The organism is Chloroflexaceae bacterium (assembly GCA_025057155.1).
Lineage (GTDB): Bacteria > Chloroflexota > Chloroflexia > Chloroflexales > Chloroflexaceae > JACAEO01.
This window is the reverse complement of the sequence record JANWYD010000016.1, coordinates 95861-112129: the sequence shown is the minus strand read 5'-3', so window position 1 is coordinate 112129 and position 16269 is coordinate 95861. Positions and strand designations below refer to the sequence as shown.

14 protein-coding genes are annotated in these 16269 nt (G+C 67.8%); 9 read left to right on the top strand and 5 right to left on the bottom strand.

Features of this window, described 5'->3' with window-relative positions:
• The 5 genes from NZU74_15130 to NZU74_15110 all read left to right on the top strand — a co-directional run bounded on the left by NZU74_15130 (position 1) and on the right by NZU74_15110 (position 5824).
• The gene (locus NZU74_15130) at positions 1–1329 is read left to right on the top strand and encodes a GAF domain-containing sensor histidine kinase (GenBank protein ID MCS6882667.1); all 1329 of its coding nucleotides are present in this window, start codon (positions 1–3) and stop codon (positions 1327–1329) included.
• A 123-nt stretch (positions 1330–1452) separates the two neighbouring features.
• On the top strand, positions 1453–2097 hold the full coding sequence (locus NZU74_15125; GenBank protein ID MCS6882666.1) for a response regulator transcription factor: 645 nt from the start codon (positions 1453–1455) through the stop codon (positions 2095–2097).
• 170 nt (positions 2098–2267) lie between these two features.
• Positions 2268–2990 carry a dihydroxyacetone kinase phosphoryl donor subunit DhaM gene (dhaM, locus tag NZU74_15120; protein ID MCS6882665.1) on the top strand — a complete coding sequence of 241 codons (723 nt, stop codon included), beginning with the start codon at positions 2268–2270 and terminating at the stop codon, positions 2988–2990.
• A 117-nt stretch (positions 2991–3107) separates the two neighbouring features.
• Positions 3108–3575 (top strand): DoxX family membrane protein, encoded by a 468-nt coding sequence (locus tag NZU74_15115; protein ID MCS6882664.1) that lies wholly within the window; start codon positions 3108–3110, stop codon positions 3573–3575.
• Positions 3576–4246: 671 nt separating this feature from the next.
• Positions 4247–5824 (top strand): hypothetical protein, encoded by a 1578-nt coding sequence (locus NZU74_15110; protein ID MCS6882663.1) that lies wholly within the window; start codon positions 4247–4249, stop codon positions 5822–5824.
• A 338-nt stretch (positions 5825–6162) separates the two neighbouring features.
• Here NZU74_15110 and NZU74_15105 read toward each other — a convergent pair whose 3' ends face one another.
• Positions 6163–7569: an MFS transporter gene (locus NZU74_15105; protein ID MCS6882662.1), complete on the bottom strand. Its 1407-nt coding sequence runs from the start codon at positions 7567–7569 to the stop codon at positions 6163–6165.
• Positions 7570–7684: 115 nt separating this feature from the next.
• Between NZU74_15105 and NZU74_15100 the strand changes: the two genes are divergently transcribed.
• Entirely contained in the window at positions 7685–7912 is a 228-nt protein-coding gene (locus NZU74_15100) for a hypothetical protein (GenBank protein ID MCS6882661.1), read from the top strand.
• 349 nt (positions 7913–8261) lie between these two features.
• On the opposite strand, the gene NZU74_15095 is transcribed toward NZU74_15100, so the two are convergent.
• From NZU74_15095 to NZU74_15085, 3 genes are all read right to left on the bottom strand, one after another.
• Entirely contained in the window at positions 8262–9866 is a 1605-nt protein-coding gene (locus tag NZU74_15095; protein ID MCS6882660.1) for a CHAT domain-containing protein, read from the bottom strand.
• A complete protein-coding gene (locus tag NZU74_15090) occupies positions 9809–10831 on the bottom strand; it encodes a hypothetical protein (GenBank protein ID MCS6882659.1) in 1023 nt (340 codons plus the stop codon). The genes NZU74_15095 and NZU74_15090 overlap by 58 nt, the downstream gene beginning before the upstream one ends.
• Before the next feature lie 93 nt (positions 10832–10924).
• The gene (locus NZU74_15085; GenBank protein MCS6882658.1) at positions 10925–11338 is read right to left on the bottom strand and encodes a hypothetical protein; all 414 of its coding nucleotides are present in this window, start codon (positions 11336–11338) and stop codon (positions 10925–10927) included.
• Positions 11339–13108: 1770 nt separating this feature from the next.
• Here NZU74_15085 and NZU74_15080 point away from each other — a divergent pair.
• From NZU74_15080 to NZU74_15070, 3 genes are all read left to right on the top strand, one after another.
• Positions 13109–13417: an MTH1187 family thiamine-binding protein gene (locus NZU74_15080; GenBank protein MCS6882657.1), complete on the top strand. Its 309-nt coding sequence runs from the start codon at positions 13109–13111 to the stop codon at positions 13415–13417.
• Positions 13410–14447 (top strand): AIR synthase family protein, encoded by a 1038-nt coding sequence (locus NZU74_15075; GenBank protein MCS6882656.1) that lies wholly within the window; start codon positions 13410–13412, stop codon positions 14445–14447. Before NZU74_15080 ends, NZU74_15075 begins: the two co-directional genes overlap by 8 nt.
• 707 nt (positions 14448–15154) lie before the next feature.
• Positions 15155–15466: a Uma2 family endonuclease gene (locus tag NZU74_15070; protein ID MCS6882655.1), complete on the top strand. Its 312-nt coding sequence runs from the start codon at positions 15155–15157 to the stop codon at positions 15464–15466.
• A gap of 47 nt (positions 15467–15513) precedes the next feature.
• Here the strand turns inward: NZU74_15070 and ribA are convergent, their stop codons facing one another.
• The gene (gene ribA, locus NZU74_15065; protein MCS6882654.1) at positions 15514–16113 is read right to left on the bottom strand and encodes a GTP cyclohydrolase II; all 600 of its coding nucleotides are present in this window, start codon (positions 16111–16113) and stop codon (positions 15514–15516) included.
• Positions 16114–16269 lie beyond the last annotated feature (156 nt).

Here is a 16269-nt window from a genome sequence, read left to right as displayed (position 1 = left end):
ATGGAAGACAGCGCGCGCGAGCATCTGTTGGAGAGCCTGATCGGTGTAAGCGCCTCTCGCCGCACCTACTACAGCGAGTACCGCGAGAACGAACGCCGGCTCGACCGGGCCATCGCCTCGGTGGCGATGATCTCCGGCGCCCTGTGCAATACCACCCGGGGCGTCGGGTGCCTGGCCCAGGCGGTGGTCGAGGTGGCCTTGCAGCACTTCGACGCTTCCCTGGCTGTGCTGGTGCTGCATGCGCCGGAGGCCGCCCGCTGGGGGATGCGCCGCACTGCCCGCGGCGTCGAGCCGCTTAACGCCGTCGCGGATCTGGCTGAGATCGAAGGCGCGATCACCCAGGTGCTGGGCCAGCAAACCCTGGTGATACGTGAAGCCGGGGCCGGGACGCGCGTCCTCGGCGCGCCGATGCTGCTGAGCGACCAGGTAGTCGGCGCACTGGTGGTGGCGCTGCAGGCTGGCTTTACGATGGACGAGCGCGAACTCTCGGTATTGCGCACCCTGGCCAACCAGGCCGCCGTGGCGGTGGAGAATGCTCGCCTGTACGAAGAGAGCGAACGTCTGCGCGCGCAGGCCCTGGCGCTCTACGAAGACGCCCTGCGCCAGAAGACCGAACTGGAGGAGAAGAACCGCCAGCTCGCCAAGGCCCGCCACCGCCTGGCCGCCGCCCGCCAGAACGAGATCCTCAACAGCGAACGCGCCCGCATCGCCCGCGACCTGCACGATAGCGTCGCCCAGCACCTGATCAGCATCGGCATGAACCTGGAGTGGTGCCGGGTGCAACTCGATCCTCAGTCGCCGGTCTACGAGCGCATCTGCAATGCCAAGGAGATGGCCCGCAGCGCCGTCACCCGCATGCGCGCGACGATTTTCCAGCTCTCACCGATCAACGGGTCCAATGGCGCGCCGTCGAGCCTGGTGGCGGCTCTGCGAGAACTGACGATTGATTTTGAGAAGACTACCAATTTGAGCGTACAATTGCAGACGGCGGACGTACCGCCTATGGTGAGCGTCCAGCTTGCCAGCGGGCTGTACTACATTGCGCAGGAGGCGTTGTTCAATGCCTACAAGCACGCGCGCGCCCGGCAGATCACCATTGCCCTGCGCTTCGATGCCGGCGCCGCGCACCTGGTGGTCGCCGATGACGGGGTGGGCATTCCCGACGAGGCCCTGAGCGCCGCCGCGGCCGAGGGCGCCGCGGCCCACTTCGGCTTGCGCAATATGCGCGAACGGGTCCAGGAACTGGGCGGCGCGCTGACCATTCTCCGCCCCCCCGGCGGCGGAACCGAGGTGCGGGTCGTCGTCCCGCTTCAGGATCTGCCGGGGTAGCCGGCTGGCAGAGGTGAGGTGGGTGCAACCTTGCAAGGTTGCACCGCAACCTTGAAGGTTGCACCCACTGATGCCAGATTCTTGAGGAACCCTTTGAACACTGTCCCGGGCCAGGAGGGACGTATGAGCAACCCCATTCGGCTGATGATCGTGGACGACCATGCCATTGTGCGTCATGGCCTGCGCTCAATCCTCGAATTGGAGCCGGGCATCATAGTGGTCGGCGAGGCGGGCGACGCGTGTACGGCCCTGGCCCTGATCGCTCAGGAACATCCCGATGTGGTGCTCCTCGACCTCAGCCTTGGCGCTCAGGGAGTGGAGGGCGGCCTCGAATTGTGCCAGAGCATCTGCGCCGACTATCCGCAGACCAACGTAATTGTGCTCACCACCTTCCTCGACGACCAGCTTGTGCTGCGGGCCATCCGCAGCGGCGCCCGCGGTTACGTGCTGAAAGACGTGGACGCTTTCGATCTGATCAAGAGCGTGCGCGCCGTCCATCGCGGCGAGTCGGCCCTCGACACCCGCACCGCCTCGCTGGTGATGAAAAGTCTCTCCAATCCCGGCGAATCGCGGGAGACCCTGCTTACCGAACGCGAACAACAGGTCATGCGCCTGCTGGCCTGCGGTCTCTCCAACCGCGAGATCGGCGAACAGATCGCCATCAGTGAAAGCACCGTTAAATTTCATCTTAGAAATATCATGCGAAAGCTCAATGTCCACCACCGGGCCGAGGTGGTCTATGTCGCCGGGAAGCTGGGGTTGTTGTAGGCTCGCGGTCCTCGCCCTCCCCTGCCTCGCTGCGCTCGGCGCCCCCTCCCTCTCCACCGCAGGTGGAGAGGGAGGGGGCCGGGGGGAGGGTGAGGAACAACCTCCAATGCCGAGTGGAGAGGCGCGGGGAAACCCGGCTTCTCCATGCTCTTGCCAGGAAAGGAGCAAGTATGATCGGCATCCTGATCGTCTCCCACAGTCCGGAAGTGGCCCATGGCGTGCAGGTCCTGGCCGGGCAGATGGCCCGGGGCCGGACGCCCATCGCTGCCGCTGGCGGCGCCCACGACGGCTCGCTGGGCACCTCGGTGGATCTGATCGCCGCGGCGATCGAGACCCTGCGCGGCGTAGAGGGCATTCTGGCCCTGGTGGACCTGGGCAGCGCCGTACTGAGCACCGAGATGGCCCTGGAAGCGGCAGGGATGCCCTACCTGATCAGCGGCGCGCCGCTGGTCGAGGGGGCGGTGCTGGCGGCGGTCGAGGCCAGCCGTCCGGGAGCGGACCTGGCCGGCGTGGCCGCCGCGGCCACCCGGGCCCTCGAAGCCAAGGGCCTGGACGTGTCCCCGCCAGTTGCTCCGGGTGGCCCCGCTGATCCCCCCGATCCGCCCGATGCCCCTGTCGTCGAGGCGACCCTGACCGTCACCAACAAGGTCGGGCTGCATATGCGCCCGGCCAGCGAATTCGTGCAGACCGCCGCCCGGTTCCCCTGCGCCATCCGCGTGCGCAACCTCGACCGCCCTGATCGCCCCGTTGGAGATGCCCGGAGCATCCTCGACGTCATGAAACTCGGCGTGCTCTCCGGCCACCGGGTGCACGTCCGCGCCGAGGGCGAGGACGCCGGCGCCGCAGTTGCCGCCCTGGCCGAACTGGTGGCCGGCAATTTCGGCGAGGGGTGACGCCTGGCCTCTCGTTTGCCGAACCTTTCCCCGGAGTGACGGTTCCTTACCCCCAGTCTATGGAACGGCGCGTTACCATGCGCCGGGGTACCGTAATTCACATGCACGGAGACAACGATGAACCCGCGCGTGCGGCAACTGGCGAAGGGCACGGTGGTGGCCCTACGCTACGGTTTCGGCGCCGTCTTCCTCTACGGCGCGTACCACAAAATCACCCGCGGCTGGTTGACGAGCACCGTGATGCGCGAGCACTTCGAGCGGCGCCTCAGCGAGATTGATCCCCACTCCTTCTCGGCGGCCTACCTCAAATACTTTGCCATTCCCTGGCATCGCCCGGTGGCCTGGGTGTTGACCCTGGGCCAGGTGAGCGTGGCCCTGGGCATGCTGCTGGGGTTGGCCGTCCGCCCCAACGCCGCCCTGGCCCTGTTTCTGATCAGCAACATCACCGCTGGCTCCTACTACAATGCCTCGATGCCCCCGTTCTTCGTCGTCGCGCTTTTGCTGATGGCCACTCCCTCCGGGCACTGGTTCGGCCTCGATGGCCGGCTCCACCGACGGTTTCCTGATTCGCCCCTGTTTCGGTAACATCTGATAGTTAATGCCCGCATCAGAACGCGGCAAACCGGCCCTTGCCCGGTCGCCGCGTTCGCCTGTTTTCCGCCCAGGATGCGGGTAGTGCTCCTCTCAGGTGTGGGGTTTTTCGAGCGAGCAGGGGTTGTCGGCATTCCCATGCGCTTACGGTCCTCACCCCCCTGCCCCCCGCTCCCGCGCGCAGGAGCGGGGGGCGCTGGGCGTCCCGATGCCCCGGATGGCGCATGCGAGCCGAGGATGCGCCGGAAAACTCTCCACCTGAGAACCTCGCTACGGGGGGGAGGAGGCAGGCGCCCTCCCCCGCCGGGGAAGGGTTGGGGAGGGGGCGAGGGTATAGCGAAAAACGTTGTTTACAAACGAATTAGTCATTCCCACGCGGTGATGGCGGGACGACCGAATAAGGAGAGGCAGGGACACGAGGGCCTTCAGCCAGGACGTTGGCGCAGCCTATGCTCGCCGCTACTCCGGTCTTGCATCCCAACAATGCTGTGCTACAATAAGTCCAATTCCGTCCAGACTTCTAACCGCATATGCAGATACAGAGGGGCCGCGTTCGGGAGGCTGCGGTGGGTTCTGGTTCTCCCAGGAGGACCCTCTGGCGCAACGCGCCGGTCCTCGCCACAGGCGCGACGACCGTTGGCGCGTGTCGTTGGTGAGAGGCGGCCATGCTGGACCAGATTGACCTCACCCTGGCGTTGAGCAAGCGCGAGTACCGCCAGGCTCTGCCCGAGTTGCAGGCGCGCCTGTTCGACATGGAGCAGGCCGTGCTGGAGGCGGGCGTTCCCGTCCTGATCATCTTCGAGGGGTGGGCGGGAACGGCCAAGGTCCGCACCATCAGCGTGCTCTCCAGCCGGCTCGACCCGCGGGGCCTGCGGGTGCACCCCATAACCCCGCCGCGCACCCACGAGCAGCAGTACCCCTGGCTCTATCGCTTCTGGCTGAAGCTCCCCGCCTACGGCGAGATCGCCGTGTTCGACCGCTCGTGGTATCGCGAGATGCTCGCCGAGCGCGTGCGCGGCGGCGACACGGCGCGCTGGCGGCAGCGCTGCGAAGATGTGGTGACCATGGAGCGCCAGTTGGCCGACGACGGGGCCGAGATCATCAAGCTCTGGCTGCACATCTCCAAGAAGGAACAGCGCCGCCGCTTCGAGCGCCTCACCGCCAACCCTCTGACCGCCTACCAGGTCACCGACGAGGACCGCTGGCAACACCGCCATTACGAAGAGTACGCCGCGGCGGTCGAGGATATGCTGGCGCGCACCAACGCGCCTGCCGCGCCGTGGCACGTCATTCCCGCCAACAACAAGTACTACGCCCGCGTAGCAATGTTCCAGGCCGTGATCGCCACCCTGGAGGCGCGCCTGGGGCGGCGCGCCGTCGTCCTGGCCCGCTCCGCCCAGTCCCAGGGCCCTGATGTCGCCAGCGGTGCCTTTCGCGAGCGCAACCACCTGCCCCTGCGCGATCCGTCCCACGATACGCTGGTGGTCCACAACTCTGCGCCCATCCAGCAACCCATCCCCGGCATCCTCAAACGGGTGGACCTCAGCCTGCGCATAGACGAGAAACGCTACAGTCGCGAACTCAAGCAGCTCCAGGCTCGCCTGCATCTGCTCGGATTGCAACTCTATTACCAGAAGCGCCCGGCGGTCATCGTCTTCGAGGGCTGGGACGCCGCCGGCAAGGGTGGCGCCATCCAGCGCCTGACCGCCGAGCTTGACCCGCGCAGCTACATCGTCCACTCCATCGCCGCGCCTACCGGCGAGGACAAGGTGCGGCACTACCTCTACCGCTTCTGGCGGCGTCTGCCGCCGCGCGGGCAGTTCGCCATCTTCGACCGCTCCTGGTACGGACGCGTGCTCGTCGAGCGCGTCGAGGGCTTCGCCCGTCCCGACGAGTGGCGGCGCGCCTATCTCGAGATCAACGAGTTCGAGCGCCAGTTGATTGATTTCGGTACGATCATCTGCAAGTTCTGGATGCACATCAGCCCCGAGGAGCAACTGCGCCGCTTCGAGGCCCGCCGGAACGTGCCCTACAAGGCCTGGAAGCTCACCGCCGAGGACTGGCGCAACCGCGAGAAGTGGCCGCTCTACGAAGCCGCCGCCGATGAAATGCTCCTCCGCACCTCCACCCCCGCCGCCCCCTGGACCATCGTCGAGGCCGAGGACAAATACTTCGCCCGCATCAAGGTGCTGCGCACCGTCGCCCAGCGTCTGGAGAGCGAGCTGGGCAAGGTCAAGCTCTGAGGTGAAAGCGGAACAGCGTTCGGGACGCGCGGTACGTGCGGGTAACGTAGCCGCCGGGAGAGCGAGGTCCTGGCTCCTGCCCCCGGCGGGGGAGGGTGGGAGTTCTCAGGTGTAGGGTTTTCCGGCGCCTGCGACGCGAGCATGCGCCATCCGGGGCATCGGGACGCCCAGCGCCCCCCGCTCCCGCGCGCGGGAGCGGGGGGCGGGGGGGTGAAGATCGTAAGCATATTGGAATGCCGAAAACCCCTGCTCGCCCGAAAGACCCTATACCTGAGAAGAGGTTCGGAGAGGGGCGTGCCGAGCGGAGCAAACCTATTGCTCCTGGAATGCTCTCCCCTCTACGACACCCGCTGTCCCGCGGCGATGAGCACCTGCTCCTCGCCGTGGGGCCGCAAACCGAAGCTCAGCAGCGTCATCGCCGCCGTCACGGCCGCCGAGGTCAGATAGGCCGCGCCCAGGCCCGTCATGCCGCCGCCGAACACATCGGCCACGAAGCCCAGTACGGCCACCACCAGCAGGTTGCCCACGGCAATCGCCACGTTGACCAGGCCCTGGGCCGCTCCGCGCTGCTCTGCCGCCACTTCGTTGAGCACGATGGTGCGCAGCGTGCCCCCGACCACGATGCCCACCCCGTGCCCGACGAGGAGAGTGGCGATGAGGAACATCCACAGCCCCGCGCCCGACAGGCTCAGCAGCGCCGAACCAAGGGCCGCGTTGCTGAAGCCGATGATCATCACCCGGCGCGAGCCGAGCCGGTTGAGCAGCCGCCCGAAGACCACCGACCCCACCGATGAGGCCGCCACCATGGGCATCAGCAGCAGCCCGGCCCCCTCCGGGGTGAAGCCCAGGGCCGCCACCGCCACCGAAGAGACGAAGATCACGCTGCCCATGCTGAAGCCCGCCCCGACGCAGAGCACGTAGGTCAGGGCGATCTGCCGCGAGTTGAACAGGTCCAGCGGCGCCACCGGGCGCGCCGCCCGCCGCTCGGCGGCGATCAGCAGCGGCGCGCACAGCGCCGCGGCGCCCAGCAGGTACGGCCACAGCGTCAGGCCCGTCACCGTATCGAGCACCCGGTTGATGCCCAGGGTGAGGCACGAAAGCATCACGGCGATGATCAGAATCCCGGCCCAGTCGAGGGGCGGCGGGTTGCCTTCGGCGCGGGTGGCCGGCAGATTGCGCAGCCCCAGCCAGATCACCAGCGCCGCGATAGGCAGGTTAATCAGGAAGATCCAGTGCCAGCTTAACACCACCAGGATCGCCGAGGCCACCAGCGGCCCCAGCAGGAAGGCCATCCCCACCGTCGCGCCGATCAGCCCCAGGGCCTTGCCCCGCTCCGCTGGCGGAAAACTATCCCCCACCACCGCGCTCGCCAGCGGCGACACGCCCCCGGCGCTGAAACCCTGGATGGCCCGCCCGATCAGCACCATCCAGTACGTCGGCGCCAGGGCGATCCACAACGACCCCAGGGCGAACCCGGCCACGCACAGCAGAAAGACGGGCCGCCGCCCGTACCGGTCCCCCAGGCTGGCCATCAGCGTGGTGCTGCTCATGGTGAACAGCACAAACACAATCGTCAGCATCCCGATCTGGCTGTTGTCCACTCCGAAGGCGGCGCGCAGCGCGGGCACGGCTGGCGCGATCACCGCCCCATCGAGGGCCGACATGAACACCCCGACAAACAGCACCAGGAGGATGCGATTCCGGATACGGGCGTCTGCCACGCCAGCGCTACTGGTGGTCGTCATAGGTCCCTCCGCTATCGCTGACGGGAGGTATTATACCAGTGGAAGACGAGGCCTCTGCTGGAGGAGGGATGTGGGGACGATATGAGCGAATGGTGAGTGAGGAGTAGAACCCGCCATGAACGATACGCCACAGGCGGAATGCCCCCTGTGCGGCGCCCCGCGGCCTTTCGACCCGCGCTACCCGCGGGCGGTGTGCGCCGCCTGCGTGGAGCAGGCGCGCGACGCCGAGGGACGGCCGCTCGCTTTCTACAACGAAGGTCTCTCCGGCGGCTTCGTGGCGGTTGTCCGCGCCACCGGAGCGATCCATCCCGGCCACGAATGCTACATCTGCCGATTGGCGTGAATGCCCGGACGGGCGCCTGGTCGCTCCCGCGGGCGGATGCGCGTCTGCGGCGTTCCAGCTCTTGCCCGCCGGGCAGGGGCGCGGGGAAACCTCTCAGGTATGAGGTTTTCCGGACATCCTCTTGTCGCATGCGCCGTCCGGGGCATCGGGACGCCCAGCTCCCCCTTCTCCCGCTCAGGGAGAGTGGGGCAGGGGGGTGAGGACCGTAAGCGCATTGGAATGCCGAAAACCCCTGCTCGCCCAAAAAACCCTGCGCCTGAGAGCCCCCGCCGGGGGAGGGCGTTCGGCGCCTCCCTCCGTTGGGGGGAGGTTGGGAGGGGGGGGAAACCGGGCAAACCCGGTTTCCCCCCTACACTACCACCGGCCCCGCCTCGCGGCTGCGCACATACAGCGCCGGCACGTACCAGGCGTCCCGCTCCGGCGCGCCGACGTAGAGCGCGGCGCGGGCCTCGCCCACCGCGGCCTGCGCGCCGAGGCCGCGGGCCAGGGCCGCGTAGAGCGCCTCGACGGCCCGCAGCGCCGCGTCCGCGCCGATGCCGAGTTGCATCCCCAGCACCAGCGGCGCGCCCGCCGCGCTCAGCGCCGGAGCCACCCCCGTCAACAGACTCGCCGCCCCGCCCTCAATGCCCGCCCCCTGGGCCCCCCGGCAGGCGGCGAGCACCACCATGCGCGCCCCCCGCAGCGCCACCGCCACCCGATCAGCCTCCACCCGCTCGGCGGGCGCGCCGGGCGTCAGCGGGTCGAGCAGCAGCACGCCGCGCCCCTCGGCGTACCAGCCGTGGCCGGTGAACTGCACAATGTCGGGCCGGTATTCCATGGCGCGGCGCAGATCCTCCCGCGTCACCGGGCTGACCTCAAACGCCTCGGCCACGCCCCGCGCGCGCAACTCGTCCCACAGGCGGCCCAGCCGCGCCCGGGTCTCCGCCAGGTCCCCCGGCGCGCGCTGCACCTCTGGCACGAGCGAGAGGATGCGCAGGGGCCGCCCCTGGCGCGGCTCGAAGCGGGGAAGCGGCCCGTCGAGGTCCAGATGGCGGGTAAGCAGCACGGGCGGCGCGGCCCCGAGCAGCAGCGGCAGCCCCTCCCGCGGCGGCCAGAGCAACTCCCAGGGCAGGGCCGCCAGTTCGACCGCCTCGGGCGGCAGCAGCAGGCGCAGGGCCAGCGGGCGGCCCGCGGGGGCGGCCTGGCTGCGGACCAGGGCCAGGGCCGCCAGCCCCTGCTCGCGGACCAGGGCAGCGTAGAGGGCCTGCCCGACCAGGCGCGGCAGATCGGCCAGCGGTTCGCCGCCGGCGCTGAGCAGGCCCAGGGCGCGCAGGCGCTCCGCGTCGCCCTCGGCCAGGGCGAAGGCCGGGTGCTGGCGGCGCTCCAGGGCGCGCAGCACCGCGGCCAGGTCGCGCCCGCGGTAAGGCGCGGCCAGGTCGCTGCTGAACTCGCCGAGCTCATCGGCGCGCCAGCGCACCTGCGCCCCGCCGGAAGCGGGGGTGAACCGGAGGGTGAGCGTGATCGGCCCGGGGGCCGCGGCGGGGGGCGTGGCCTCCTCCACCGGGGCCGCGCGGGTGAAATTTCCGCCGCTCTGGTACACGCTCCCATTAACTTTCAACCCGACATTCTGAAAAACCACCGGGCCGGATGGCCATCGCGGCGGGGGCGCCGTGGCGGAGGGATCGGGCGGCAGGCCCAGCGTGATGTCACTGGCGGCCTGCACCAGTTCCCCGCCGACCTCCAGATCGCGGTTCTCGAACCTGGCCGGAGCGGGGGCGCCCTCAGCGGCGAGCAGGGCGTTCAACCGTTCCGTCGCGGCGCGCAGGGCGGCCAGGGCCCGTTCCTGATCGGCGATCTTTGCCAGCAGCGTCTCCAGGCCCTCCGGCCCCTCCCCGGCGCGGGCCGCCAGGCGGGCGATCAGGTGGCCGTGGTACTCCCGCCAGGCGGCCTCATCTTCGACAAGGGCCGTTTGCAACAGGCGCGCGGCGGTCGGCAGCAGGTGCGCCGCGACGAAATCGTGGGCCGGGTCATCGGCCAGGAGGGTATCGAGGCCCCTCCGTAGCTCCCGCTGCGCCGCCTCGAGATCGGCGGGCGGGGCGACCAGGGCCTGGTCGAGGGCCGCCAGGCAGGCCCGCTCCCGGCCATGCCCTGCATGGCCACTGTGACGCGGGGAGGGAGGCGCCCGCCAATGGCCACCGTGCCGGCGTCGGCAAGGAGCCTGGCCACCTCGGCGACGCGCTTGGGGCGGTCAATCGCATCCTCGGGCGGGGAGGGCGGCGGCGGCGGGATCCATTCGCGCCGTTGCACCAGATGGATGGTGGTCTGGTCAATGTAGTCGCCGGCGGCCTGGATCAGGTCGCCCTCGATCGTCGCATTTTGCACCGAAAACGACCGCCCGCCGAAGTCGTCCCGCAGGCCGGCGGGGGGCGGCGGGGCCACAACCGGCGCCGGCTGCGGCGCGGCGCCGCGCAGTTCCCGCAGCAGCGCGGCGCGGGCGGCGAAGCGTTCGCGGAGTTCGTCGGGCGCCTGGTCGGCGAGGGCATCGGCCACGCGCTGGGCCTCGTAGGGCTGGAGCAGGGCCTGCTGCGCCGCGAAGACCTGGCGGGCCGTGGCGTCGTCGGGGGCGTACACGAAGCTCAGCAGCGCGCGGACGACCGGGGGCTGGCGCTCCAGCTCCTCGCGCTGCTGGCGAGCCTGGCGCAAAGCCGCAACGTGGGCGCGCATGCGCTCGGCCTGGGGCGCGTCGCCTAGCTCGGCGGCGCGGTGCTCGGCGGCGTCGAGGAACGGCTCTTCCAGTTCAATCGGGATCGCGTTCCAGATTGCGACAACTGTCTGCCCGTCATCTGCCGCCTCGAGACGGGCGACATCCTGGGCGATGCGGGCGGCGGCTGCCTGGGCCTGGCCGAGCATCTGGCGCAGCGCGTCGCGGCGCTGGCGCAACCCCTCGGCTAGCTCAGCATTGCCCGCCAGTTCAGCCTGCGCGATCCGGTCCTCGACCGCCTCGAGGAAGGGCTGCTCCAGCTCGGATGGGATCTACATCCACAGGTGGCCCAGTTGCTCCGTGTCCTCGACCTCAGCGAAGGCAGTCAGATAGCCGTCGAGCCCTTGCGGCAGCGCCTCGGTCCGACGCGCCTCCAAGAACGCCTTCAGATCAGCCTTTAGCTGCGCGTCGGCCTCCAGGGCCTGCTGCAGGACGGCCTGGTCGGACCCGCCAGCGGCTTCCAGGCGCGCGCGCAGGTCCTCGGGCACATCGGCAAGCAAGGCCGCAACGACCGCATCGCCCAGGGCCTGCACCTGGGCCTGCACAAAGGCTACGAAACGCTCGCGAAGCTGCGGGTCGCTTTCCAGGGCGCGTTGCAGCGACGCCGCATCAGTAACGCCGGCGGCGTCGAGCAGGGCCTTGAGATCGGCTGGCAGGTCGGTCGCGCCCGTCTCATCGCTGGTCATACTGCCGCTCCCTGGTGGCGCCGCTGGGGTGTGACGAAACGTTCTGCACGTTCCCCTTCGCCCGGCGGCTGAAGCCGCGGGCTAGCGATGCGAAGCCCGCCTGCGCGGGCTCTACCGCATGTAATGCGTCATCTTCATCGGCCGCGGGCGAACGTCCTGCGAAGCCGGCCGTTCAGCTAAGCCTTCGTCCCGGCTCAGGCCAGGGCTCACGGCGAAGCCTGCGCCGGCTTCAGCAGGCTACGGAGGCGGCCTTCGCAAGGCAAGCCGGAGCCTTCGGGCTCCCGGCGGGCCGGTGGGCCGTGGCACGTGCAGAACGTTTCGTTACACCCGCGCCACCGCGCCGTGGGGGGTGTGGGGAAACCGGGTTGTCCCACGCCCCGGCCCGCGGAGAGGGGCCTTCTCAGGTGTAAGGTTTCCCGGCACATCCTCGCGTCGCATGCTCCATCCAGGGCATCGGGACGCCTAACTCCCCCCTCTCCCGCTCAGGGAGAGGGGGGCAGGGTGTGAGGACCGTAAGCGCATTGGAATGCCGAAAACTCCTGCTCGCCCAAAAAACCCTGCGCCTGAGAGGGGGAGGAGCCGGGAAGGCTGCACCATTCCGGAATCACTGCTATGAACGCGGCCGCAATGAAGATATAGCATATTCCGAAGGCCCATGGCAAATTACAAATAGAAGAGATTTTGCAGCGGCTCGTCTTGAGATTCCTCGGAGCCGGGGCATGATAACGACCTGCGCGGGCTATACCGGCTTTATTTCTTAACCATAGGCGGCCCTTCCCCGGGCGGCGCATTGGCGGATGGGGGAGGTGTCGTTGTAACGACTTATGAAGATGAAGAATTAAATCCGGCATAGCTCGCGCAGGCGGGCTTCGCATCGGCAGCCCGCGGCTTCAGCCGCCGGGCCACAGGGCGAATACCGGTTTATATTCTTAATCTTCATCAGTCGTTCCCTTCACGTGAAATTCATCGTGGCAACCATTTTGATATTTCCCCTCATTCATCCCGCCCATCAGCACGATCCCCCACAGGGCGCGTTCCTCCCCTCACCCCATCGAAGGGCGCAGGCGGCGCGAGATGCCGGCTCTCACGCTGTCAATACCAGCCCCGCTCCCGCTGGCGGCGCCCGCGCCCGCCTCGGGCGCATTGCATCCTGACCCTCGATCGTGCATAATAATGACTGTTTTATCCTGTCGCGCGTCAATCTGCTTCGTGCCTGACCCCTCTCAGGAGCAGGGTTTTGTGGCGCATCCATGGACTCAGATAGTCCGTTGGGGGCATCAGGACGCTCAGTTACGAAGCTGAGGTCGCCTCTGGCGGGCGAATCGCCTGGCCTCCACGCAGGTGGACGCTGCCGTCCGCGCTGGCGAACGGATTCAGCCCGTACAGGCGCGATTTATTAGTCTGTAAACAAAGTCTTTCGCTGAACTCCCACCCCCTCCCCAACCCTCCCCCGCTGGGGGAGGGCGCCCGGCGCCTCCCCCCAACGGGGGGAGGCTGGGAGGGGGGGCAACGTCGGGACTTTGCAGACTATTTATGAATCATCAAGAATAAATCCGATACAGCCCGCGCAGGCGGGCTTCGCATCGGCAGCCCGCGGCTTCAGCCGCCGGGCCACAGGGCGAATACCGGTTTATATTCTGAATCTTCATCAGCCGCCGGGCTACAGGCTGTGGATGATGCACAGCGCGTCCGGGAGAGTAGCACGGGGGATGAGGGTCGTCAGCGCGTTGGGATAAGGAAAATGCCCTGGTCGCAGCAAGGAGGTTGATCATGCTCGCCAGTTTTTCCATCGTGCCCCTGGGAGTGGGCGAAGAACTGAAAGAGTACATTGCCTCCCTGGCGCCGATCATCGAGGCTTCCGGCGTGCGCTACGCCATGGGAGCCATGCAGACCACCCTCGAAGGCGAGCCGGAGCAGGTGATGGAGGTGATCATGGCCTGCCACCGGCACATGCGCACCCTGGCGCCCCGCGTCCTGACCCACATTACGCTCGACGATCGCGCCGGGGCCGCCGACCGCCTCCAGGGGAAGGTCCAGGATGTCGAGGCCGTGCTGGGAAGGAAGGTGGCCCATGAGTGACCGCCGCATCGGCAAGCCTTCGCCGGGCCGTCTGAAGGCCCTCCTCAGCGGGCGCCTCGGCGCGCCCGCGCCCCACCTGCTCGTGCCCCCCGGCCCGGGCTTCGACGCTGCCGTGCTCGAACTCCCCGACGGCCGGGTCATGGCCGTCGCCGAAGATCCGATCTTCCCCGCCATCGGCCTGCCGCTGGAAATTATGGGCTGGTTCACCGTCCACATCGGGGCCAGCGACGTCGCCGTCACCGGCGTGCAGCCGCGCTACATGACCTACACCCTGCTCCTGCCCACTGCCGGCCCCGAAAGCGACGCGCAGACCATCATCACCTCCATCGCTGATACGGCCCTCGAGCTGGGCATCAGCATCGTCGGCGGGCACACCGGCTGGTACGACGCCGTGACCATCCCCACCATCGGCGGCGTGACCGTCTGGGGCTTCGCCGAACGCGACGCCTGGATTTCGCCCGGCGGCGCGCGGGACGGCGACCGGTTGCTCATGACCAAGGGGCCGGGGGTCGAGGCGGCGGCGCTGCTCGCCATTGTGTACCAGGACCGCCTCAAAGGACAGATCGCCGAGGAGCAGCTTGCCCGGCTGCGCCAGCGCGTCGAGCAGATCACTGTGGTCAACGACGCCCTGATCGCCTTCGCCTGCGGCGGCGTCCACGCCATGCACGACGCCACCGAGAGCGGCGTGCTGGGGGGCGCCTACGAGATGGCCGACGCGGCGGGCATCCCTGTGGCCATTGACCTCGATGCCATCGAAGTTCCGGCGGACATCCGCGAACTGGCCCGGGCCCTGGCGTTCGACCCCTGGCAGGCGATCAGCGAGGGCACGCTGCTGGCGGCGGTGGAACCCTCCAGCGTGCCGCGCGTTCGCGACGCCTGGCGCGCCGCGGGCATCGAGAGCTACGAACTGGGCTATTTTGACCGCAGTCTGGGGCGGAGCAGCGTGCGCCGCAACGGCGCGACCGTCGTGCTCGACGAACCGGGCGAGGACCCCTTCTGGGATCTTTACTTCGCCGATCTGCGCGCCTGAGCGGCGCCCCCGCCGGCCGGCAGGGGCAGGCGCGCCGGGTCCGTTGCCCCGCGAGGCCGGATCAGGCATAATGATGTCTGAGGCGACAGGCGAAGCGCGACGCCGTCCTGCAACTTTGCGCGATATAGCAGTCCTCTTCAGGTTGTAAAGCCCGGAGTATCAGACGTACCCGTCGAGACGCAGCGCGCTGCAAGGACGCAGCGCGCTGCGTCCTTATGCACGGCCGCTGTTTAGAGATGGCGTAGGACTGCTATATCATAAGTTATTGCAAGGCCGGTTCGTCCGCAAAGCGTAGATGGTGTTTGCATGGCAACAATACCTGAAGTGGTAGGCAAGTGTAAGGCGGCTCTGGAGAGCCATTATGGCCCGCGGTTCAAAGGACTGGTGCTGTATGGGTCAGTGGCCCGTCAGCAGGCAGACGCCATGAGCGACATTGATCTGCTTGTTCTGCTTGGCGATCCCTTCGACTATTTTTCGGAACTTCGCCGAGTTATAGGAGGTGCTCTACCCCATCCAGTTAGAATCTGAGCGTCTCATTTCCGCCAGGCCTGTTCTCGCCGATGAATTCGAGCGCGGCAGCCTTCAACTCTATCGCAACGCCAGACGGGAAGGCATACTGGTATGACGCCTGAGCGCGAGCAGGAACTCAATGCCTACCTACCGTAGCATAGAACAAACCGGCGTTTTCTCGAAGCGGGGAAGTTGCAATGACCGCACAACCGGCGCCCCACCTGACGCCCGCGGAGTATCTGGACCTCGAGCGGGCCGGCGAAGAGAGGCGCGAGTATCTCGCCGGGAAGATCTACGCCACGGCTGGCGGCAGCAAGCGCCACAATCGCATTGCCGGCAGCGCCTATGCCGCGCTCTATGCTCAACTGCGCCAGCGCGACGGCGTGGTCTACCCGAGCGATATGCGCGTCAAATCGGCTCGGACCGGGTTATACACTTATCCGGACATCACCATCGTGTGCGGTGACGAAGAGTTTGAGGATGACAACTTGTTGAGTCCAACCGTATAACCCGCAATCCAAAATCCAAAATCCAAAATCCAAAATCCAAAATCGCCTCACTCCAGGTGCCCCATCCGCCGGCGCTTGGTCTCCAGGTAGAACTGGTTATGGCAATTGGGCGTCGCCGGCACCGGCAGGCGCTCCAGCACCAGGATGCCGTAGCCTTCGAGTCCGCGGATCTTCTGCGGGTTGTTGGTTAGCAGCGCCACACTGGTAATGCCCAGGTCGCGCAGCATCTCCGCCGCTAGGCGGTAGTCGCGCCGGTCGGCGGGCAAGCCCAGGGCCAGGTTGGCGTCTACCGTATCGAGGCCCTGCTCCTGCAGGGCGTAGGCGCGGATCTTGTTGGCCAGCCCGATCCCCCGGCCCTCCTGCCGCAAGTAGAGCAGCGCCCCGCGCCCTGCCTCCTGGAGATGGGCCAGCGTCCAGGCCAGTTGCTCGCCGCAGTCGCAGCGCAGCGAGGCAAACACGTCGCCAGTGAGGCACTCCGAGTGCAGGCGAGTGAGCACGGGCCGTCCATCGGCCACCTCGCCGACGGTGAGCGCGACGTGCTCGCGCCCGTCGGCGTCGCTGTAGACGTGCATCGCATATTCGCCATACACGGTTGGCAGCCTGGCGCTGGCCACGCGCTGCACCGGCGGCCGTTCGAAGCTGATCATCGGAACCATCCTCCAGGCGGAGCGGCGCTCCGCGCTATGGATTTTTGGATTTTAGATTTTGGATTGCGGATTGACCGTGACGGAGGGATGGGGGACCGTGGTCTACTCGCGTGTGCCGCTACCAGTCATGCCAATTTCTGTTCATGACCCTGCGCG

Excerpts from the sequence above, each read along its gene's own strand:
- NZU74_15130 (MCS6882667.1), top strand. The coding sequence starts at position 1 with ATGGAAGACAGCGCGCGCGAGCATCTGTTGGAGAGCCTGATCGGTGTA.
- NZU74_15125 (MCS6882666.1), top strand. The coding sequence starts at position 1,453 with ATGAGCAACCCCATTCGGCTGATGATCGTGGACGACCATGCCATTGTG.
- dhaM (MCS6882665.1), top strand. The coding sequence starts at position 2,268 with ATGATCGGCATCCTGATCGTCTCCCACAGTCCGGAAGTGGCCCATGGC.
- NZU74_15115 (MCS6882664.1), top strand. The coding sequence starts at position 3,108 with ATGAACCCGCGCGTGCGGCAACTGGCGAAGGGCACGGTGGTGGCCCTA.
- NZU74_15110 (MCS6882663.1), top strand. The coding sequence starts at position 4,247 with ATGCTGGACCAGATTGACCTCACCCTGGCGTTGAGCAAGCGCGAGTAC.
- NZU74_15105 (MCS6882662.1), bottom strand. The coding sequence starts at position 7,569 with ATGACGACCACCAGTAGCGCTGGCGTGGCAGACGCCCGTATCCGGAAT.
- NZU74_15100 (MCS6882661.1), top strand. The coding sequence starts at position 7,685 with ATGAACGATACGCCACAGGCGGAATGCCCCCTGTGCGGCGCCCCGCGG.
- NZU74_15085 (MCS6882658.1), bottom strand. The coding sequence starts at position 11,338 with ATGACCAGCGATGAGACGGGCGCGACCGACCTGCCAGCCGATCTCAAG.
- NZU74_15080 (MCS6882657.1), top strand. The coding sequence starts at position 13,109 with ATGCTCGCCAGTTTTTCCATCGTGCCCCTGGGAGTGGGCGAAGAACTG.
- NZU74_15075 (MCS6882656.1), top strand. The coding sequence starts at position 13,410 with ATGAGTGACCGCCGCATCGGCAAGCCTTCGCCGGGCCGTCTGAAGGCC.
- NZU74_15070 (MCS6882655.1), top strand. The coding sequence starts at position 15,155 with ATGACCGCACAACCGGCGCCCCACCTGACGCCCGCGGAGTATCTGGAC.
- ribA (MCS6882654.1), bottom strand. The coding sequence starts at position 16,113 with ATGATCAGCTTCGAACGGCCGCCGGTGCAGCGCGTGGCCAGCGCCAGG.